Origin of the sequence: Kitasatospora sp. NPDC048298, assembly GCF_043201465.1 — a bacterium.
Classification (GTDB): Bacteria; Actinomycetota; Actinomycetes; order Streptomycetales; family Streptomycetaceae; genus Kitasatospora.
The window spans coordinates 1-20,035 of sequence record NZ_JBICYZ010000024.1 but is presented as its reverse complement, the minus strand read 5'-3'; the positions used below and the strand labels follow the sequence as shown (position 1 = coordinate 20,035).

Annotated in this window: 15 protein-coding genes and 1 pseudogene; 6 read left to right on the top strand and 10 right to left on the bottom strand. The window is 73.0% G+C overall.

Annotated elements, in window-relative coordinates; all coding sequences use genetic code 11:
• The first annotated feature begins 57 nt into the window (after window positions 1-57).
• From ACGF0D_RS19170 to ACGF0D_RS19150, 5 genes are all read left to right on the top strand, one after another.
• A complete protein-coding gene (locus ACGF0D_RS19170; protein WP_392874953.1) occupies window positions 58-426 on the top strand; it encodes a cupin domain-containing protein in 369 nt (122 codons plus the stop codon).
• The gene (locus ACGF0D_RS19165) at window positions 423-2,015 is read left to right on the top strand and encodes a methionine--tRNA ligase (protein WP_392917689.1); all 1,593 of its coding nucleotides are present in this window, start codon (window positions 423-425) and stop codon (window positions 2,013-2,015) included. Before ACGF0D_RS19170 ends, ACGF0D_RS19165 begins: the two co-directional genes overlap by 4 nt.
• Window positions 2,016-2,052: 37 nt before the next feature.
• Window positions 2,053-4,044 (top strand): FAD-dependent oxidoreductase, encoded by a 1,992-nt coding sequence (locus tag ACGF0D_RS19160; protein ID WP_392917686.1) that lies wholly within the window; start codon window positions 2,053-2,055, stop codon window positions 4,042-4,044.
• Between the two features lie 73 nt (window positions 4,045-4,117).
• Complete coding sequence (locus ACGF0D_RS19155; protein WP_392917683.1) at window positions 4,118-5,464, top strand: lysine N(6)-hydroxylase/L-ornithine N(5)-oxygenase family protein; 1,347 nt, start codon at window positions 4,118-4,120, stop codon at window positions 5,462-5,464.
• A 32-nt stretch (window positions 5,465-5,496) separates the two neighbouring features.
• Window positions 5,497-7,554, top strand: coding sequence for a BTAD domain-containing putative transcriptional regulator (locus ACGF0D_RS19150; RefSeq protein ID WP_392917680.1), 2,058 nt, complete (start codon window positions 5,497-5,499; stop codon window positions 7,552-7,554).
• A 133-nt stretch (window positions 7,555-7,687) separates the two neighbouring features.
• Here ACGF0D_RS19150 and ACGF0D_RS19145 read toward each other — a convergent pair whose 3' ends face one another.
• The 9 genes and pseudogenes from ACGF0D_RS19145 to ACGF0D_RS19105 all read right to left on the bottom strand — a co-directional run.
• Complete coding sequence (locus ACGF0D_RS19145) at window positions 7,688-9,037, bottom strand: condensation domain-containing protein (RefSeq protein WP_392917677.1); 1,350 nt, start codon at window positions 9,035-9,037, stop codon at window positions 7,688-7,690.
• A gap of 61 nt (window positions 9,038-9,098) precedes the next feature.
• Window positions 9,099-10,673 (bottom strand): AMP-binding protein, encoded by a 1,575-nt coding sequence (locus tag ACGF0D_RS19140; protein WP_392917675.1) that lies wholly within the window; start codon window positions 10,671-10,673, stop codon window positions 9,099-9,101.
• 100 nt (window positions 10,674-10,773) lie between these two features.
• A complete protein-coding gene (locus ACGF0D_RS19135; RefSeq protein WP_392917672.1) occupies window positions 10,774-11,547 on the bottom strand; it encodes an SDR family NAD(P)-dependent oxidoreductase in 774 nt (257 codons plus the stop codon).
• A complete protein-coding gene (locus ACGF0D_RS19130) occupies window positions 11,544-12,299 on the bottom strand; it encodes an alpha/beta fold hydrolase (RefSeq protein ID WP_392917670.1) in 756 nt (251 codons plus the stop codon). The genes ACGF0D_RS19135 and ACGF0D_RS19130 overlap by 4 nt, the downstream gene beginning before the upstream one ends.
• A complete protein-coding gene (locus tag ACGF0D_RS19125; protein ID WP_392917667.1) occupies window positions 12,296-15,583 on the bottom strand; it encodes an amino acid adenylation domain-containing protein in 3,288 nt (1,095 codons plus the stop codon). The genes ACGF0D_RS19130 and ACGF0D_RS19125 overlap by 4 nt, the downstream gene beginning before the upstream one ends.
• The gene (locus ACGF0D_RS19120; RefSeq protein WP_392917665.1) at window positions 15,577-15,828 is read right to left on the bottom strand and encodes a phosphopantetheine-binding protein; all 252 of its coding nucleotides are present in this window, start codon (window positions 15,826-15,828) and stop codon (window positions 15,577-15,579) included. Before ACGF0D_RS19120 ends, ACGF0D_RS19125 begins: the two co-directional genes overlap by 7 nt.
• Before the next feature lie 342 nt (window positions 15,829-16,170).
• Window positions 16,171-17,145: a Gfo/Idh/MocA family protein gene (locus tag ACGF0D_RS19115; RefSeq protein WP_392917662.1), complete on the bottom strand. Its 975-nt coding sequence runs from the start codon at window positions 17,143-17,145 to the stop codon at window positions 16,171-16,173.
• A gap of 52 nt (window positions 17,146-17,197) precedes the next feature.
• Complete coding sequence (locus tag ACGF0D_RS19110; RefSeq protein ID WP_392917660.1) at window positions 17,198-18,001, bottom strand: tetratricopeptide repeat protein; 804 nt, start codon at window positions 17,999-18,001, stop codon at window positions 17,198-17,200.
• A gap of 192 nt (window positions 18,002-18,193) precedes the next feature.
• Window positions 18,194-18,358, bottom strand: a pseudogene (locus tag ACGF0D_RS19105) (pirin family protein); the annotation flags it as partial.
• Window positions 18,359-18,450: 92 nt separating this feature from the next.
• Between ACGF0D_RS19105 and ACGF0D_RS19100 the strand changes: the two are divergent.
• Window positions 18,451-19,608 carry a tyrosine-type recombinase/integrase gene (locus ACGF0D_RS19100; RefSeq protein ID WP_392917657.1) on the top strand — a complete coding sequence of 386 codons (1,158 nt, stop codon included), beginning with the start codon at window positions 18,451-18,453 and terminating at the stop codon, window positions 19,606-19,608.
• Window positions 19,609-19,667: 59 nt separating this feature from the next.
• Here the strand turns inward: ACGF0D_RS19100 and ACGF0D_RS19095 are convergent, their stop codons facing one another.
• Complete coding sequence (locus tag ACGF0D_RS19095) at window positions 19,668-19,841, bottom strand: helix-turn-helix domain-containing protein (protein ID WP_392917655.1); 174 nt, start codon at window positions 19,839-19,841, stop codon at window positions 19,668-19,670.
• Window positions 19,842-20,035 lie beyond the last annotated feature (194 nt).

The following is a 20,035-nucleotide window of genomic DNA, read 5'->3' as shown; positions in this document are numbered from 1 at the left end:
TCTGAGAGAGACCCGAACACCCAATCACCGCCCGCACGTTGTGAGAGGACCCGACCGTTGATCACGAAAATCCGCATCGACCGGAACTCCGCCGCCGAGGAGTTCGGCATGCGCTGCCAGCGGATCATCCCCTGGCCCGGTGCCGCCGGGGAGGAGCCGCCGGTCGGCGCCATGGCCTGCTTCCTGCCGGCCGGCAGCAGCTCCGCACCGGACTGCCACGACCAGGACGAGGTCATGATCGTGGTGTCCGGAACCGGCCGGGTCACCCTCGCCGGCGAGGAGACGTCCTGCGGCGCCGGCGACGTGGTGGTGCTGCCCCGCAACCAGGAGCACGTGGTGCACAGCACGGGCGACGCGGAGCTCCAGTGGGTCTCCTTCTACTGGCCACTGCACGAGCCGGCCAAGGCCGAGGAGGCCTCCGCATGAGCACCGCCGAGTGGATCACCGCCACACCGCCCACCCCCAACGGCCCCCTGCACCTGGGGCACATGGCGGGCCCCTACCTCGCGGGGGACGTGCTGCGGCGCTTCCTGGCAGCCGACGGCGTGGACGTCCGCTACACCACCGGCCTCGACGACCACCAGAGCTATGTGCCGGTGCGCGGGCTGAAGGACGGCGGCCTCAAGGGCGAGGAGGTCGCCGACCACTACGGCGACTCCATCGAGGAGGTCTGGTCCCGGGCCCACGCGGACTTCGACACGATCGTCCGCCCTCGCCGCACCGCCGGCTACCAGGCCCACGTCCAGGACTTCTTCAGGGAGCTCCACGACGCCGGCCACATCGTCGCGCGCACCCGCCCGCTGCCGTACTGCGCCGGCTGCGAGCGCTGGCTGTACGAGGCCTACGTCAAGGGGGACTGCCCGCACTGCGGCTCCGCCTCCAACGGCAACGCCTGCGAGCCGTGCGGCCGCCCCAACGACTGCGGCGACCTGCGCGACCCCGTCTGCACCGGCTGCGGCTCCCCCGCCGAACTGCGCGACTGCGAGCGGCTCTACTTCCCGCTCGCCCCCTTCGCCGAACGGCTCCAGGACTTCTGGCAGCGCGTCGACATGCCGCCGCACCTGCGCGCGCTGTGCGAGCGGATGCTGCACGAGGGGCTGCCCGAGATCGCCGTGAGCCACCCCTCCGACTGGGGCGTGCCGGTTCCCGTCGACGGCTTCCGGGACCAGCGGGTGTACGTCTGGTTCGAGATGGCCCCGGGGTACCTCATCGAGTGGGAGCAGTGCGGCACCGGCCGCCCGGCCCCCGGCCCCGTGCAGTTCTTCGGCTTCGACAACGGCTACTTCCACGCCGTGCTGAACCCGGCCGCCTTCCTCGCCCGCTCCGCGGACGCGCCCCTGCCCCGCGCCTTCGTCGTCAACGAGTTCTACCGCCTGGAAGGGCTGAAGTTCTCCACCAGCCGCGGCCACGCCGTCTGGGCCCGGGACGAACTCGCCCGCACCAGCGCGGACGTCCTGCGCTACCACGTCCTCTCGGACCGCCCCAACGGCCGTCAGACCAACTTCACCCCGGCGGCGCTCGAACGCAGCCGGCAGCACCTCGCCGACGCCTGGGACGGCTGGCTGCACGGCCTGCTGACCACGGTGGCCGAGGACTTCGGCGGCGTCGTGCCGCGGGAGCGCCCGCGGGGAGCGGCCTGGGACCGGCTGCGGGGCCGGCTGGCCCGCCTGGCCGACGACCTGCGGGAGGCCTACGGGGTGGCGGGTTACGACACCCGCCGCGCGGTCGCCCTGCTCGACGAGGCCGTCGCGCTGGCGACGGACTTCGGGCACGTCCACAGCCACGAGCGGGACCGCCCCGAGGGCGCGGCCGCGCACCGCTCGGCCGTCGTCGCCCAGCTCGCGGTCGCCGTCGGCCTCGCGGCCTGGGCCGCCCCGGTCCTGCCCGCGGCCTCGGCCCGCCTGGCGGAACTCCTCGGTGTCCCGGCGGGCCGCCGGGTGGACGCGGCGGCGATGGCCGCCCCGCCGGCCGGCACCCCGCTCGCCGTGCCCGACCCGGCGGTGTTCGGTGGCTGAGCCGGGCCCCGCGACCGACGACCGGGGAGCGGGCACCGTGCGCGTCGCGGTCGTCGGCCCGTTCTCCGGTCCGCGCGCCGCCTGGGGCGAGCTGCTCGAAGGCGCCGCGGCGGCGCACGACGGCGTGCGGTGGGAGTTCCACGACGACCGGGGCGACGCCATCGTCGCCCGCAAGGTCGCCGAGACGATCGTCGCCGACGGCGGCCACGCCCTGGTCGTCGGCCACTTCAACAGCGCCGGTGCCCGGCTCGCGCTCCCGGTGTACCGCTGCGCGGCCGTGCCGCTCCTGCTCCCGCTCGCGACCGCGCCGCGCCTGCTCGACGGGCCGGCCGGCGCCGCGCTGCGGTGGTGCCCGGACGACCTGGCCCAGCTCGTCGAACTGCGCTCCGCGATCCGCCGGGCGGGGCACACCCGCCTCGCGGTGGCGGACGACGGCAGCACCTACGGCGCGGTCCTCGCCCAGCTCCTGCGCGGCCTGCCCGCCGACGGTGTGCGGCTCGTGGACGCGGGCGACGCCGACGCGCTCGTCGTCTGCGGCACCCACGTGGGCGCCGCTCGCGAGGCCCGTGCCCGGCGGGCGGCGGGCTTCACGGGGGCGCTGTACTTCACCGACGACTGCGCGGTCGACGAGTTCCCCGGGCTCCTCGGGGACGCGGGCCACGCGGCGAACGTGGCCCGGCTGCGCGGCGGCGCCGCCGCCTACGTGGAGTCGGCCCTCGCCACCGCCGCCGCCGTCCTCACCGCGCACCCGGAACTCACCGGGACGGCGCTCCTGGACGCCGTGCGCGCCCACGCGGACCGCCGCTTCACCCCCCAGGGGGACCCGGAACCGAGCGCGACCGGCACGACCGGCCCCGGCTGGGAGGTGGTCCCGCTGGACCCGCCCACCCGGCCCACGGCGGCCCACCACGGTGCCGGCAGCGGTGCCGGGCACGACGGCAAGGCCTACGACGTGCTGGTGATCGGGGCCGGCGTCCTCGGCGCCGCCACCGCCGACCTGCTGGCCCGCCAGGGCCTGCGCGTCGCCATGACGGCCCCGTCCGCCGAGGACCCGGCGGCGACCCGGTACTCGGGCGGGCTCGTCCGGGCCTACGAACCGGACCCGGCCATGCGCGAACTCGCCGTACGCAGCCACCGGCCGGCCTGGCGCGAAGGCGCCGCCCCGCACGGCCCGAGCGGCTTCCGGCGGACCGGTTCCCTGGTCCTGCTCGGCGAGGCGGACCTGGACGAGGCCGCGAAGGGCGTGGCCGAGCTCACCGGCGCCGGGATCGAGGCCGCCCTCCTGACCCCGCGCGAACTCGACGACCGCTTCCCCGGGCTCCGTACCCGGGACGTGGCCGGCGCGGTGTGGGAACCGGGCGGCGGCTACGCCGACCCGGCCGCCACCTGTCTGCGGCACCGCCGGGACGCCGCCGCGCACGGGGCCTTCGTCCTGCCCGGCCGGGTCCGGCACCTGGACCAGCGGCCGGACCACGTGCACGTCACCCTCGAGCAGGGCGAGGTCGGCGCCCGCGCCGTGGTCCTCGCGGCCGGCGCCGGAACCCCGTGGATCCGCGGACACGGCCTCACGGCGACGGCGGACGCGCCCGCCGGGCAGCCGCGCACCAAGCGCATCCGCTACGCCTTCTTCCGGCTCCCCGGGAACCCGGTCACACCGACGGTGGTGGACCTCGTCACGGGGCTGTGGGCGCGCCCCCAGCACACCGGACTCGGCGCGGGCGGCTGGCTGGTGGGCCGCCCGGCGGACGAGTGGGACGTCCCGCCCGGCGGCGCGGACACCGTCACCGCCGCCCAGGCCGAGCACATCCGCGAAGGTGCCGTACGGCGCTGGCCCGGGCTCGCGCGCGCCGAGTTCCTCGGCGGGCGCCACGGCGTCGACCTGTTCACGGCCGACGGCCGCCCGCTGATCGGCCCGGACCCGTCCGCGCCCCGCGTCGTGTTCGCCACCGGCGGCTCCGGCGCCGGCTTCAAGACCGCTCCCGCGGTGGCGGAGTCGGCCGCCGCCCACGCCCTCGCGGCACTCGGCTGACCCCCTGCGCCCTTCCCCTCCCCCACACCAGAAGCCCTCTCGCCGGGGCTTCGCAAGCGAGAGACGTTCGACGATGACCTTCCTGAGCTCCCTGTCCGAACTCGACCGGCCGGACTCCGTCCACGACATCGTGGGCGTGGGCTTCGGCCCGGCCAACCTCGCCCTGGCGATCGCCATCGAGGAACACAACGAGACCGTGGCCCCGGACCAGCGGCTGACCGCCGCCTTCCTGGAGAAGCAGCCGTCCTTCGGCTGGCACCGCGGCATGCTCATCGAGGGCGCCACCATGCAGGTGTCCTTCCTCAAGGACCTCGCCACGATGCGCAACCCGAGCAGCCGCTTCAGCTTCGTGTCGTACCTGCACGACCAGGGCCGGCTGGTGGACTTCATCAACCACAAGCTGCTCTTCCCGAGCCGCGAGGAGTTCCACGACTACCTGCGCTGGAGCGCCGCCGGCGTGGACCACACGGTGCGCTACGGCCTGGAGGTCACCGCCGTCGCCCCGGTCGGCGGCGGTACGGGACACGGCCCGGTGCGCGAGGTCGAGGTGACCGCGCAGGGCGTCGACGGCACCGAGCGGGTCACCTACCGGGCCCGCAACCTCTCGATCGGCACGGGTCTCGTCCCCTGCATGCCCGAGGGCGTCGCGCGCTCCGCACGGGTCTGGCACTCCAGCGAGTTCCTGCACCGCCTCGCGGAGTTCCGCACCACGGCGCCGCGCCGCTTCGTCGTGGTCGGCGCCGGGCAGAGCGCCGCCGAGGTCGCCGACCACCTCCACCGCACCTACGAGGGGGCCGAGGTCTGCGCCGTGCTCTCCCGCTACGGCTACAGCCCGGCGGACGACAGCCCGTACGCCAACCGCATCTTCGACCCGGAGGCGGTGGACCTCTACCACGGCGCGGACGCCTCGGTGCGCCGCCGGCTCATGGACTACCACCGCAACACCAACTACGGCGTGGTCGACATCGACCTCATCGACGAGCTGTACCGGCGCGCCTACCAGGAGAAGGTCCGGGGCGAGAACCGGCTGCGCATCATGGGCACCGCCCGGGTCACCCACGTCGAGGACGGGGCCGAGGCGGTGACCGTCCACGTGCGGAACCTGGCGGACGGATCCGTGGAGCAGCTGACCGCGGACGCCGTCGTGTACGCCACCGGCTACTCCGAGCCCGACCCCACCGTGCTGCTCGGCGACCTGGCCGCGAGCTGCCGGCGCGACGAGAGCGGCCGGCCGCTGGTCCACCGCGACTACCGGATGCACACCGACGAGACCGTCGAGACGGGCGTCTACCTGCAGGGCGGCACGGAACACACCCACGGCATCACCGCGAACCTGCTGTCCATGGTCGCCGTCCGGGCCGGCGAGATCCGGGCCTCGCTGGTCGCCCGCCGCCACGCCTCGGTCACCGTCCCGGCCTGAGAGACGTGAGCCGAACGATGCGTCAACAACCTGTGAGGTTCCGCGTCCTGGGGCCGGTCGAGCACCACGACGGGGAGAACTGGGTCGCCGTCAAGGCCGCCAAGCAGCGTGCGCTCCTGGCCGTCCTGCTCCTGAACGCCAACCACCTGGTACCCGCACCGCAGTTGCACGCGGAACTGTGGAGCGACGGGCCGTCGAGCCACGTGGGCAGCCTGCTCGCCGGCTGTGTGTGGCGGCTGCGCGCCGCCATCGGCGACCCGGAGGGGAAGTCCCTGCTCACCCGCCCCGCCGGGTACCAACTGGCCGTGCCGGCGGGCGGACTCGACCTGCACGAGTACGAGTCGCTGGTCGCCGCCGGCCGCACCCAGCGCGCCGCGGGGAACCCGGTCGAGGCCCTGAGGTCCTTCAGTGCCGCGCTCGACCTCTGGCGGGGCGCGCCCCTCGCCGACGTCGCCCTCACCTCCTCGATCATGGCCGAGTCCGCGCGCCTGGAGGAGTCCCGGCTGGCGGTGATGGAGGCGAAGCTCGGCGTCCAGATCGCCCTCGGGGAACACGAGGACGTGCTGCCCGAGCTCAAACTCCTGGTCGCCCAGCACCCGTTGCGGGAACGGCTCCACGAGTACCTGATGACGGCGCTGTACCGGACCGGGCAGCAGGCCGAGGCGCTGGGGGTGTACCGGGACCTGCACCACCTGCTCGCGGACGAGCTGGGCATCGACCCGAGCCGGCCGCTGCGCGAGCTGCAGCAGCGCATCCTGGAGGAGGATCCGAGCCTCAACGACCGGGCCGCCCGCCAGGAGGTGACGGTGACGGCGTCCGCTCCCGGCGGGCCGGCGGCGGCCGCGGAGGCGGCGCCGCGCCTGCTCCCGCGCCGGCGCGTGCCGTTCGTCGGCCGGACGTCCGAACTCGACGAGCTGGTGGGGCTCCTGGCCGAAGGACGCCCGGCGGTCGCGATCCACGGGCCGGCCGGGTCGGGCAAGAGCGCACTGGCCGTCGGGGCCGCGCACGCCGCGGCGGGCGACTTCCCCGGCGGGCAGGTCCACCTGGACCTGCGGGGCACGGCGGGCGGCTCCGCTCTGCGGCCCGAGCAGGCGATGGAGCTGCTGCTGGCCTCGTTCGGGATGGAGCGGGGCAGCGAGGAGGCGGCGGCGCCGCGCACCGGGGCCGGTCCGGCCGGGCGCGGGGCCCTGGTCGTGCTCGACAACGTCCGGGACTCCGCGCAGATCCGGGAGCTGCTCCCGGCGGCGCCCGGCATCACGTTCCTCATCACCAGCCGGTCGCCCATCGCGGGGGTGGACGGCCTGACGCATCTGCGCCTGGGCGGGCTGACCGAGTCCGCCTCGATCGACCTGCTCAGGCAGAGCGTCGGCGTGCCGCGCATCGACGCGGAACTCTCCGCCGCTGCCTCACTGGTCACGTCCTGCGACCACCTGCCCTTCGCGCTGCGGCTCGCCGCGGACCGGCTCGCGACCCGGCCCGACTGGACGGTCGCGGACTTCGCCCGGTACGTGGCCGAGCCGCACCAGCGGCTGGACTTCCTGGCCGACGGCAACGTCAGCCTGCGGGAGTCGCTGATGGCGAGCGTCCGCCTTCTGACCGACGGGGCCGACGGAGCCGACGGGAGCGACGGGAGCCACCGGTCCGGCGGGACGGACGCGTCGGCGCTGACGGCGCTGCGCCGACTGGGCTTCCTCGACCGGGCCGTCGTCACCGTCGCGTCGCTGGCCGTGCTCCTCGGTACGGCGCAGGGCGAGGCTCACCGGGTCGCCGAACGGCTCGTCGACGTCGGGCTCCTGGAGTCGCTGGCGATCGACCGCTACCGGGCTCCGCAGAGCGTCCGGGCGCTGGCGCGGGAGATCGGAACCTCCGACCACGAGGACGCCGAGGCCGTCCAGCGCGTCGCCGACCACGACACCGGCGCCGCGCGGGACCAGACGAGGGCGGCTCACGGAGCCTGGTACCGCCCGGAGCGGGAGACGCTCAAGGCCCTGGTCCCGCGCGACCGGACCGGGGCCCAGGCCGAGCCGCTCGGCGGAACGCGGTACGTGTTGAGCGCGGGCGGATCCCGCTCGGCACGCGCGGCGTCCTAGGCCGGCCGCGGCCGGCGGGGAAGGGGCCCGGACGGGGTGACAGCCGTCCGGGCCTCCTCCGTCCGGGACGCTGCCGTTCGGGCCGCTGCCGTCCGGGCCTCCTCCGTCCGGGACGGATCGAGGGCGGAAGGGACTACCACGCGGCGAGCGCGGACCGGGTCCGTACCCGTACGCCGCCCACCGGCCGGTCCAGGTCCTCCCCGGCCGTGACCAGGACCTCGTCCATGTCGCGCAGCATCCGCAGCACGGTCTCCTCCTCGTACGCCTCGGTGTTGTACTCGGTCTCGGAGAGGATCCCGTCCTCGCCGTCCCAGTAGCCGACGACCATGTCGGCGCGGGCGGCGCGGTTCGGCGTCTCCAGCATGGTCAGGCGGACGTCGCCGAGGCTGAGGTTGCGACCGATCGGCCCGAGGTAGTTGAGGGTCAGCTTGACGTTGGTCAGACGGGACCGGGTCTCCTGCGGGAGGTTCGCGTGCACGACCGGGAACGGCACGCCCTGGCGGCCCAGCACGTCCCAGGTCGCGTCCCGCGCCGCCCCGATCACCTCACGGATCGACGCCCCGTCGTCGACCGTGGCACGGACCAGGCAGGCGTTGCTGACGAGTCCGACCAGTGCCAGCTCGCTGCGGGTGGTCCGGTTCATGCTGCGGACCCCGATGGTCGACTCGCGTTCCCCGCCCCGTGCCAGGACGATCTGCCAGGCGGCCAACATCACGGCGAACGGGGTGGCGCCGAGTTCCTGGGCCAGTGCCGAACGCGCCGCGTCGGCCCGCTCGCTGAACCGGTAGCGCACCGTCGTGCCGGGATCCCCGACCGCCGTGGGCCGGCCGAGTTCACGGTCGTGGGCGACCGTGCCGAGGGTGACCCCGTCGAGCGCCGTGCGCCAGTGGTCGATGGTCCGCCGCCATCGGCCCTTCGCCTCCTCGGCGCGCAGCTTCTCGGCGTAGTCGTGGAAACTGGCGGCGTCGTGGGCGAAGAACGGCTTCTCGCCCCGGGCCAGGCTCACGTACGCGGCGGAGAGCTCCTCGAACAGGACGGTCATCCCCCATCCGTCCACCGCGATGTGATGGATCGTCAGGACGATCTCCTCCTGGGCGCCGATCCTGACCAGGGCCAGCCGGCCCATGGGGCCCACTTCCAGGTGGAACTCCCGCAGGTGCAGTTCCGCGGCGACGCGCGCGAACTCCTCGGCGGCCCGGCCGGCCTCCGGCACGTCCGGCTCGATCAGCTGTGCGAGGACGTCCACGGCCGGCTCGGTGATCATCTTCAGCTCGCCGTCGAGCTCCTCGAACCGTGACCGCAGGCTCTCGTGACGGTTCGTCACGATCCGCCAGGCGGCGGCGAGCGCGTCGAAGTCGACGCGGCCGGCGCACCCCAGACGCCAGGTGACGTGGTACACGGACCTGTCCCTGGCGGTCCGCAGGGCGCGCCACCTGGCTGCCTGCTGGGCCGTCGCCGGGATGGTCAGGGATCTGGCGGTCACGCTCGTCTCCTCGGTCACTGGGCGGCCCGTACGACCGGTCGGATCGGTCACCGGACGCACGTCAGTGCGCCAACTCGTCGGTGAGCCGCCTGCGGTCCACCTTCCCGACGGTGGTCAGCGGGAGCGAGTCGCGGTGGTGGTAGCTCCGCGGACGCATGTAGCGGGGCAGCGCGGAGACCAGCTCGGCGAACTCCTCCACCGGGACCTCCTTGCCCGTGTACACGGTGCGCAGCTCGTTCTCGCCGTCCGCGGCGGGCACGACGAGGACGATGGCCTCGTCGATCGACAGGTGGCAGCGCAGCGCCGTCTCGATCTCGCCGAGTTCGATCCGGTTGCCGCGGATCTTGACCTGTCCGTCGATCCGCCCGAGGTGGAACAGTTCGCCGTGTTCGAGCCGGCACCGGTCGCCGGTGCGGTAGTAGTGCTCCGGCGTGAGCGGCTCCCGTCCGTCGTGGAGGCGGCCGCGCTGCGGGCCGCCGTCCGGGCCCGGCTCCATACGGACGAAGCGCCCGACGTTGTCGTCCGGGTCCAGGTAGCCGGGGAAGCGCTGGGGTCCCCGTACGCACAGCTCCCCGTCGTCGGTGGGCCGGAGGTCCTCGTCCAGCAGGAGCCAGTCCATGTGCGGGTTCGGGATCCCGATCGGGAGGGACCGGCCGGTGGTCTCCGGCCAGTCGGCCCGCTCCCGCGGCACCGCGTACCCGGTGATGACGATCGTGGTCTCGGTCGGGCCGTAGCAGTTGCTGATGACCGCGTTCGGCGCCGCGGCGGACCAGGCCTCGGCCTGGTCGAAGGCGAGCCGTTCCCCGCCGAACATGGCCCGCCGCAGCGTCGGCATGCTCCCGGGGGCGAGCGCGCGCAGGCGCTTGGCGAAGGAGATGACGGACGGCACCGACATCCAGTGGGTGATCCGCTTGGCGTTGATGAACCGCACCGGGGTGAACACGTCACCGTGCTGCGCCACGCAGAGGGTCGAGCCTGAGCCCCAGGTGGCGAAGATCTCGGAAACCGATCCGTCGAAGGACATCTCGAAGGACTGCGAGACCCGGCTGCCGGGGCCGAGTTCGTAGCGCGCGATGGTGTCCGTGAGGAACGCGTTGATGCTGGCGTACCGAATGGGCACGCCCTTGGGCCGGCCGGTGGTCCCGCTGGTGAAGATGATGTACGCGGTGTCGGTCTCCGCCGGGTGGCCCTGGTCCGGGATGTCGGCCGAGGGCTCGGGGCCAAGCAGGGGGCGCCACTTGTCGCCCGTCATGTCGAGCAGCGCCACCGCGCAGTCGCGCCGGTACTCGGCCGCGCCGTCACCCGCGTTGTCGTCGAACACCGTGAGGTCGAGCCCGCCCTCCTCGGTGATGTCCAGGTTGCGCGACGCCGGTGCGGCGGGGTTCAGCGGCACGACGGTCGCGCCGAGCCGCTGCGCCGCCAGGTAGGCGACGTAGCTGACCGCGGTGCGCGAGGTGAGCAGACCCACCCGGCCGGGCCGGCCGCCCGCCGCCTCGACCATCCGGGCCGACATCCACTCGGCGGCGGCCCGCAGTTCGGCGTAGCTGAGGGTGACGTCGAGCACCTCGAGGGCCGAGGCATCCGGATTCGCCTCGGCCGAGGCGCGGAACCAGTCGTAGAGGGAACGGGTCGTCATGGTGCTTCCCTTTCGGAGGAGACGCTGGTCGGGAGGTCGCGTGGACCGGGAGGGCGACGGAGCGGTCTGCCGCCCGCCTCCGAACGTGCCGTCGGGCCCGTCACCACATGAACTGTCCGCCGTCCACGACGAGCTTCTGTCCCGTCATGTACGCGCTGTTCGGGCCGACGAGGAACTCCAGGGCGTCCGCGATCTCGTCCGGGTCGGCGATCCGCCGCTGCGGGATCTCGGCGAGCATCCGGCGCCGGGAGTCCGGATCGTTCAGGTTGAACCGTTCGACCAGTTCGTCGGTCTCGGTGTTGCCGGGAATCAGGCAGTTGACCCGGACGCGGGGTGCCAGTTCCAGCGCGAGGCACTTGGTCAGGTGCAGCAGGCCCGCCTTGCTCGCGCAGTAGTTGGCGCCGTTGAGGCGGGGGCGGATGCCCGTGGTGGCACCGACGTTGACGATCGTCGCGGCGGCGCCCGAGGCGACCATCGCCGGGGCGAGCGCGCGGGTCAGGTAGAAGACGCCGGAGAGGTTGGTGTCGATGACCCGCCGCCAGTCGTCGTGGCTCATCTCCAGGAACGGGCGGTCGATGTTCATCCCGGCGTTGTTCACCAGGACCGTCGGCGGCCCGTACTCCGCCAGGACCGCCTCGGTGGCCGCGGCCACCGCGGTCCCGTCGGACAGGTCCACCCGCACGGTGTTCAGCCGGGGGGCCAGCTCCCGCTCCGCCGCGCGCGCGCCCTCCTCGTCGGACCGGTACAGCGCGCTCACCCGGAAGCCCAGCTTCACCAGCCGGCGGCTGAACGCGAGCCCGATGCCACGGGTGCCGCCGCTGACGACGGCCACCGGAGGCAGGGCCGTCGCGGTCGTCGCTGTTTCCTCTGTCATCGCTCCTCCTGGTTCTCGTGCTGGTTCTGGAACGTGTGAATGGCCGTGGCCAACTGGGGGAGGTGCGCGGGTTCGAGGACCTCGTAGTGGCCGGCGTCGAGGTGGACGACGTCCAGGTGCGGCGCGAGTTCCCGCCAGCGCCGTACGGCGTCCTCCCGGCCGTCCTCGTCGTACGGGGAGCACACAAGGAGCAGCACCCGGCCCGGGTAGGGCGACTCGGCCCGGTAGTCGGCGAGGGCGGCGGCCTGCGCCGCGAGGGTGCGCAGCACCCGGCCGACGGTCCGCGGATCCGCCTTCGGGCCGAGGTCGGCCACCATCCTGTCCGCGATCTCCTCGTCCTCGCCCGGCCCGGGCACCCGGGGCAGCGGAGAACTGTCGATGACCACGAGATCGGGCCGGTGTCCGGCCTCGGCGAGCCTGACGCAGAGCTCCCATGCCACGACGCCGCCGAGCGACCAGCCGACCACCAGCCGCGGCGCCGCGGCCGTCGTCGCCATCGTCGTCGCCGCCGCCGCCGTCCCGACGATGTCGAGGACCGACGCGGCCATCTGCGCGACCGAGGTCTCCGGCTCCTCGTCCGGCATGAGCCCCAGGGGCCGCACGAAGTCCACGGCACGGGACCCGCCGAGCAGCGAGGCCAGCTGCAGGTACGGAGTGAGGCCGCCGCCGGCTCCGGGCAGGATCAGGCAGCCGGGGCGGTCCTTGCCCCGGGCCATCCTGACGAGCCGGCCGGGCGCCGCCGCGGCGGTCATGCCCGGGCCCCGTCCGCGTCGCCGTCCTCTCGGCCGTCCTGCGCGTCGTCGGCCTCCAGGGCATCCCGCGCGGCCTCGGCCTCCAGAGCGTCCCGCGCGTCCTCGGCCAGGCCCGCGCGGACGAGTTCGGCGAGCGTCGCGATGGTCGGCGAGCGGAAGAACTCGGGCACCGGGACGGCCGTACCGTACTCCTCCTCGATCTCCGCGAAGGCCGCGAAGATGTTCAGGGAGTGGGCGCCGTAGTCGATCAGGGACCGATCGCGGGCGATGCCGTCGGTGTCCAGGATCGACGACCAGATGGCGGCCAGCCCGCGCTCCAGCTCGGAGGCGTAGGCGACCGTGGTCGTGGCCGCGCTCGTCCTCCGCTCGGCGATCAGCCCCTCCGCCAGGGCGGCCAGGGCGTCCCGGTCGGTCTTGCCGGTGCGCGAGGTCGGGATCCGGTCCGTGTCGAGGATCCAGGACGGCGCCATGTACGACGGCAGTGCCGTGGTGATCCGGGCCTGGACCTCCGCGTGGTCGGGGGCGGCGCCGGGCTCCGCGAGGAGGAAGAGCACCAGTTCGCGGTCGGCTCCGATCCCCCGCGCCACGGCGACGGACTGCCGGACGCCGGCCGCGGCGTTGGCGACCGCCTCGATCTCGCCGAGTTCCACCCGGTACCCGCGGATCTTCGTCTGGCTGTCCTGCCGGCCGAGGAAGACCATCGTCCCGTCGGCGTCGCGCACCACCTGGTCACCGGTGCGGTACATGCGCGCGGTGCCGTCAGCGGAGAACCGGTCGGGCAGGAAGCTCGCCGCGGTCCGCTCCGCGCCGAGGTAGCCGTCCGCGGGGCTGGCGCCCCCGAGGTGGAGTTCGCCGGGCACGCCGACGGGTGCGAGGTGGCCCGTCACGTCGACCACGTACGTCGCCACACCCGGCAGGGGGCGGCCGATCGGCGCGTGGGCGGGCCAGTGCGGGTCGTCGCCCCGCAGCTCGTGCACCGTGGCGGCGTTCGTCTCGGTCGGGCCGTACAGGTTGACGAGGACGCACGCCGGGTGGTCGGCGAAGAACCGGCGGATCTCGTCGTCGACGAGCAGCTGCTCACCGGAGACGCAGACGCGCCGCAGGTCGGGGAAGCGGGCCGAGGCGCGCCGCGCGGCCTGGACGAACGGGCGCAGGGCCGCCACCGGCAGGAAGACGTGGCTGACCCTGGTCTCCTCGACGCGGCGGACCAGCGCCGGGAAGTCCCGCCGGTCGGCGGGCTCGCGGGAGACGACGGTGCCGCCCGAGGCGAGCGTCGGAACGATCTCCTGGAAGGAGACGTCGAAGCCGAGCGGCGCGTACTGGAGGAAGCGCGTCGTCTCGCGGTGCTCCATGGCGGAGATCTGCCACGCCGCCAGGTTCAGCAGCGGCCGGTGGCCCATCACCACCCCCTTGGGGGTGCCACTGGATCCCGAGGTGAACATCAGGTACACCGCCGAGTCCGCGGAGCCGCCCGAGGCGCGGGGCCCGTCCCCGGGGACGGAGAGTTCGGCCAGGCCGGTGGTGCGCGTCCCGGGGAGGTCCAGGCCGTGGCCGACGATCAGGCGGCAGCCCGCCCGGTCCACCATGTGGGCGAGGCGCTCGGCCGGCAGGCTCGGGTCCAGCGGCAGATAGGTGGCACCGCAGCGCAGGACGGCGAGGATCGCGATCGTGGCGTCGCACAGCCCGCCCAGGGACAGGCCGACGACCTGCCCCGGCGTGACGCCCTGCCGGGCCAGTCCGTCCGCGGCCCGCTCGGCGGCGGCCAGCAGTTCGCCGTACGTCAGCTCGCGCCCGGACTCCTCGACGGCGATCGCGTCGGGCGTGCGCCGGGCGGCCCGCTCGATCCACTCGGTGAGACCGCGGGCCGGCGCCGGACCGCCATCGCCCGCCGAAGCGCCCGCCGACTCGACGGCCGGGTACGGGAGTTCACTGTCGACGAAGAGCTCGGCCAGCGAGCGGGCGCCGTCCTCGAGGGCGCGTCGCAGTGCCGTGCGCAGCGACGCGAGCAGCGCCTCCGCGACGGGCCGCGACATCAGCTGCAGGTCGTACTCGAGCTCCAGCAGCCATCCGCCGTCCACCTTCGTGGCGCCGAGCCACAGGTCGAACTTCGCCGTTCCGTTGCCCGGTTCCCGCACCCCGAGGACGGCGCCGTCCGAGCTGCCTTCGAAGGTGTCCTGCATCGCGAGCATGCAGGAGAACAGGGGGTTGCGGTTGCTGGTGCGGTCCTGCCCGACGTTCGCCACGAGCTGGTTGAGCGTGACGGCGACCCTGGCGCGGCAGTAGTCGACGGCTTCCCGGACGGTCCCGGCGACGTGCTCGTCCACCGTGCGCGACCAGTCCACGTCGACCGTGACGGGCAGGGTGTTGACGAAGAAGCCGCAGAGGTCGTACGCGCGGACGGTGCGCCTGGCCGACAGCGGGCTGCCGATCAGGACGGTGGACACACCGCCGTGCCGGGCGAGGACGGCCCCGTACACGGCGCTGAGCAGCACGAACGGCGTGACGGAGAGCCGCTTACAGGCCTCCTGGAAGGCCGCCGTCTCCCCCTCACCGAGCAGCCAGGAGAGGCGCCCACCGGTGAAGTCCGTCTCCTCCGGCCGCCCCGGCCGGGGATTCAGCACCAGCGGCGGGACGTCACGCAGCCGCTCGGCCCAGACCTTGGCCTGCTCGGCCGTCTCCGGCGAGCCGGAGGCCCGGTTCTGCGCCTCGAGCTCCCGGACGAAGGCGGACTCGCGTGCCACCCGCAGCACTTCGACGGCCTCGGCGGTGGGCTTCGAGGTCAGCGCGGACTCCAGGTCACGGACGAGCGGCTCCGCCGAGACGCCGTCCCCGATGAGGTGGTGGCCGCACATCACGAGGACGGCCGCGGAGCCGTCGGTGGCGCGCACGAGCCCGAACCGGTAGGCCGGCCCCGCCGCGAGGTCGAACGGACGCCCGCCGAGCCGCTCCGCCAGGGCCTCGACGGCTTCGGCGTACCCGCCCGGCGCCACCTCCACCCGCTCGCACGGCACCTGTCCCGGCTCCGGCGGCGGGGTGAACCTGGCGTGCATCCGCGGCAGGTGACCGAAGACCTGACGCAGCGCCGGCTGGACCGTGACCAGGACGGTGAGGGCGTCGCCGACGGCGTCGTCCGAGACCCCCGGGTCGAGGTCGAACAGCATGGTCTGGTTGTAGATCTCACGGGCCGACACCCTGCTGTCGACGACGAGCAGCCCCTTCTGGGGGTCCGTGATCGGCAGCAGGGCGGGGCCCGCCGTGCCGGCGGCCGAGTCGTCCTTCAGCATGCGGCACCGGGCTCGTCCGCGCCGGCCGGGACCAGGCTGGTGAGCCAGACCTTGAGGTCCCCGACGGTCCGTACCCCGACCAGGCCCGCGGCGTCGATCTCCACGTCCTCGTCGGCGACCTCGACGGCGAGGCGCAGGAGCGACAGCGACTCGAGGCCGGCCTCCTGGATCAGCGTGGAGTCGTCGAAGTCTGCCGTGGCATATCGCGCGATCGTCGAATCAAGGTCTGGCGGTGTGGTCAGCACGTTGTCTCCACCTCATGCCGATGGCTCGTACGCCGAGCGCGGGTCCGCTCGCGCAACAGGCACCGGTGTGCGCGGCCCGCGAAGAGGCTCCGCCGGGCACTTGCGCCGCCTGCACGGCCATCATTCCGAGCCGAGTTGTTCGCTCGATGTGCTCTCGATGCGCCTGCCCTGTGAGCACCCGGGGCAGGGACGGGGGCCACGGTGGAGCGCCCGACGAAGTTCCGCCACATACCACGCGTTACACGGTTCGTCCCAGGTCAGGGACTCGGCGGACCATCCGCGGTCAGCACGTCGTCAACATCGGACGGGACGGAGATCGACCGCGATCGGCGGCTGTCGAGCTCACAACACCGTGTGATGGATCGCGGTGATCGTCGCTGCGGCATCGAAGCCGAGCACCGGATCGGGCCGGTCGGAGAGCAGGCTGGCGTAGAGCGGGCGGTAGTGGGCGACCTTTCGCGCGGTCCGGCCGTCGTTACCGAAGGAAGCCAGCAACTCGCCTTCCCGGGCGGCGAACCCGGTCATGGCGGTGTGGTCGATCCAGACCTCGACACCGGAACGGCCGAGCACCAGGTTGCTCTCCTTGCTGCTGGAGCCGGTGAGCCAGCTGCTGCGCAAACGGGCCGAGCCGATCTCGCCCCGGGACCGGAATCCCACGGTGCACCAGGCACTCGCGCCGCCGTCCATCTCCCGGGCGGAGGTGAGTCCGGTGAGTTCCACGAAGCGGGTGAGCATGCTGAGCTGGTTCACCCCGGAGTCCGTCCAGCTGGAGACGTACGAGGCGAAGGCTTCCGCTTCTCGCAGGACATAGGGGTCGTAGAAGGCGGAGGTGATCGTCGTGACCGGCCCCCACTCGGGGTGCGCGGCGATCAGCTCTGCCGCCCAGTCGACCTCCGGCGAGAAGGCGAAGTGGTGCGCGGTGAACACGCGGCCGCACACGTCGGCCTTGCCGTCCAGGTCGCGCAACGCCGCGAGGGCTCCGCGATCATGCACGAGCGGCTTCTCCACCAGTACCCGGCCTGTGGAGCGGAGCAGGGTGAGCTCCGTCAGCTCGGCGTGCGTCTCCGTCGGGGTGGCGATGACCACCAGATCCGGCCGGTGCTCGTCGAGCGCGCGGGCGAGGTCGCCGTAGTGGGGCGGCTTCCGGCCTCGGAACTCCACGGACGCCGCGGGTCGGGGATCGACTGTGAAGTCCAGCTGCACGTCCGGCCGTTCGGCAAGAACGGCGAGGTGGGTCTCGGCGATGATGCCGACCCCGACCAAGCCGACGCGTACCGGCTCGATGTATGCCGGCTCGATGCGTACCGGGTTGGTCATGAACACTCTTCCCCTCGTCCGATCCGGCGCCGCACCTCAGGGCTCCGGTGCCTCATCGGCGCGCGGCTACCTGCGCCCACCGGCCCAACGATACGGCCGGGCCGTCGACCCACTCGACCCGCGGTTCGTGCTCCAGCGCCGCCTGGATCCCGTCGATCCAACTGGTCACGATCGGGACCCAGTAGGTGTTGCCACCTGACCGACGGGTTCGCGCGTCGAGCTCGGCCCGGGTGCGGCGGGCGCCGTCGTCGTCGCCGTCGAGGACTCGGAACAGGACCTGAGCCACGTCGGCCAGGTTGTGACCCCCGCGGTACCCGATGCCGTCCGCCAGCCGCCGGGTGCCCTCGATCGCCTGCACAGCGGCCCCGTCATCACCGGCCAACGCGTGAGCGACCGCCTCGGCGGAGCGGACCTTGACCAGTTCGACGGGGTTGGGCACCAGGTCAAGCAGGTCCCGCGCGCGGGCCGCCGCATCCGACAGCGCTGCCGTGTCGCCGGACCAGCACACGGTCTGCGCCAGGTTGGCCGGCGCCTTCGCCTCCGCGGCAGCCAGGCCCTCGCGTCGGGCCAGGGAGATTGCCTCGCCGTACGCGGCACTCACTTCGTCGAAGCGGGCGTTGACTCGCCAGATGTGCCCGATCAACCGGAGTCGCTCGCCCTCGTCCTCCGGCCCTCGGCTGCGCTGTTCCCGCAGTGAACCCAGGGCGCTTCCGAATCGCCCGTCGAGGTAGTCGAAGTCGCAGAGCCAGTACCGGGCCGCCGCATCGAACTCGCCCCCCGCCAGGGCACGGTAGATCTCGGCCGCCTCGGTGTAGTCGCCGTGGTTGCGCAACGCGTGAGCGAGGTGGATCCGCACCAGCTGTGCCGTCGGACTGCCCGACGGTAGGCCCTCCCCCGCGGCGCCGAGCACGTCGACCGCCTGTGCGGCCTGGCCCGTACGACGCAGCTGCACACCGCGCTGCGTTTCGGCTACGAAGGAGAGACCGAGCCCCCTCTGCTTGCACCCCTATCCGAAGACCTGTTGCGACGCCGCTGATCTTTGGCGGCCTCAGCGCTCGCGCCCCCGGGCCTTCAGCGGCACGTCAGGCAGCTCCGGGGCGGGCAGCCGGTCGCCGGCGTAGCCGTGGACCTCACCGAAGCGGTCGCCGGCCGTCCAGTCGGCGCGGGCCCGGGCGATGTCCTCGCCGGTGCGGCCGATGAAGTTCCACCACATACCACGCGTTTCACGGTTCTTCCCAGGTCAGGGACTTGGTCGACCATCCGGGGTCAGCAAAAGGTCAGCAAGGCGCCCGGGAGTCGACAACCATGGCCACCATCAACCTCGTCCGCGGCATGGGCAGCTTCTTCAAGGAGTGCGAGCACCCCGAGAGCCGGTGGTCGAGGTGCCCGCACGAGTACAAGATCCGGTACCGCAACGCGGCCGGGCGGCAGACGGAGGAGTCGGGCTTCGCCACCCAGGACAAGGCGAAGGCCCGCCTCATCGAGGTGTACCAAGCCCGGAAGAACGCCCCGCAGAGCCAGCGCAAGGCCGAGCGGATCCAGAAGTACGGCCCGATGCAGTTCGGGCCCTACGTCGAGGAGTGGAAGACCGGCCAGCGCCACCTCGGCGCGGCCTCCCTGCGGCACCTCGACTCACTGCTGGAGCACCACCTCTACCCCGCCTTCCGCAGCCGCCGGATGGGCACCTTCGACCACAAGGTCGTCGAGGCCTTCATCCAGACCATGGAACGCAACGGCGTCGGCCTCGCCACCCAGTCCAACGCCTTCGACAAGCTGAAGTCGATCCTCCTCGACGCCCACCGCCTCGGCCTCTACGACGAGAACCCGTTCGACGGCGTCAAGCCACCCCAGTACGACCCGAAGCGCGCCGTCATCCCCTCCCCCGCACAGCTCCACGGGATACGCACCGCCGGCGACGACGCCTTCCTCGTCATCGCCGACCTGATGAGCGGCTGCGGCCTGCGCAACGGTGAGGCCACCGCGGTCAACATCAACAACATCGTCGCCGACGACGTCTACCGCGTCACCGAGCAGGTCAACCAGACCACCAAGGACTACGCCCCGCTCAAGCACCGCAAGAAGGGCGACTACCGCGACGTCCCGCTGCCGGCCCGGGTCAAGCTGACCATCGAGTGGTACGCCGACACGTACGGCACCGTCGACGGCTACCTCCTCCGCCACCCCCGGGACCTCAACAAGCCGTTCCCGTACCACATCCTGAGCAACCGCTGGCAGCGACTCGTCAAGCAGGCGGACGACATCGACATCCCCGAAGGCATGACGCTCTACGGCCTCCGCCACTTCTTCGCCTCGAACTGCCTCACCCACAACATCCCGATCACCGACGTCGCCGAGTGGATGGGCCACAAGAGCATCGACGTCACCTTCAAGATCTACCGCCACCTGATGCCCGGTTCCATCAGCCGCGCCGCCCAGCTACTCAACCTCGGCCTGGCCGCCTGAGGAACGGTGCCGGCCCTCACGCCACCCACGAACGGGGCGGGTGAGAGCCGGCGCCGATGTCAGTCCGAGACGCGCTGCTGCCTGGTCCAGGCCTGCACCTCGGACACCTTGAACTGGATCTTCGAGTTCCGTCCTTGCCCGAACCTGTACGAACCCAGGCCAGCCCGCGCCGCCTCCCGGTAAACCCAGGACAGCGACATGTTCAGGTACTCGGCGGTCTGTTTGGCATCCATGAACTGCGACGGCATAGCCCCTCCCAGCAGGCTCTGGGGCTTCCCCGTGAAACCCCGGCAGAACGATGCCGGTGAACCTGCGGTTAGGAATGGCCGGGACTACTGAAGTTGAATTCGTGATGTCGCTCGGATGGGTGAAGCGGTAGCGTTCGCCTGCCGTTGGAGGGTTGGTCCCGGTAGTCGTGTGCTGTGAG

Excerpts from the sequence above, each read along its gene's own strand:
- ACGF0D_RS19165 (WP_392917689.1), top strand. The coding sequence starts at position 423 with ATGAGCACCGCCGAGTGGATCACCGCCACACCGCCCACCCCCAACGGC.
- ACGF0D_RS19155 (WP_392917683.1), top strand. The coding sequence starts at position 4,118 with ATGACCTTCCTGAGCTCCCTGTCCGAACTCGACCGGCCGGACTCCGTC.
- ACGF0D_RS19140 (WP_392917675.1), bottom strand. The coding sequence starts at position 10,673 with ATGACGACCCGTTCCCTCTACGACTGGTTCCGCGCCTCGGCCGAGGCG.
- ACGF0D_RS19135 (WP_392917672.1), bottom strand. The coding sequence starts at position 11,547 with ATGACAGAGGAAACAGCGACGACCGCGACGGCCCTGCCTCCGGTGGCC.
- ACGF0D_RS19130 (WP_392917670.1), bottom strand. The coding sequence starts at position 12,299 with ATGACCGCCGCGGCGGCGCCCGGCCGGCTCGTCAGGATGGCCCGGGGC.
- ACGF0D_RS19125 (WP_392917667.1), bottom strand. The coding sequence starts at position 15,583 with ATGCTGAAGGACGACTCGGCCGCCGGCACGGCGGGCCCCGCCCTGCTG.
- ACGF0D_RS19115 (WP_392917662.1), bottom strand. The coding sequence starts at position 17,145 with ATGACCAACCCGGTACGCATCGAGCCGGCATACATCGAGCCGGTACGC.
- ACGF0D_RS19100 (WP_392917657.1), top strand. The coding sequence starts at position 18,451 with ATGGCCACCATCAACCTCGTCCGCGGCATGGGCAGCTTCTTCAAGGAG.
- ACGF0D_RS19095 (WP_392917655.1), bottom strand. The coding sequence starts at position 19,841 with ATGGATGCCAAACAGACCGCCGAGTACCTGAACATGTCGCTGTCCTGG.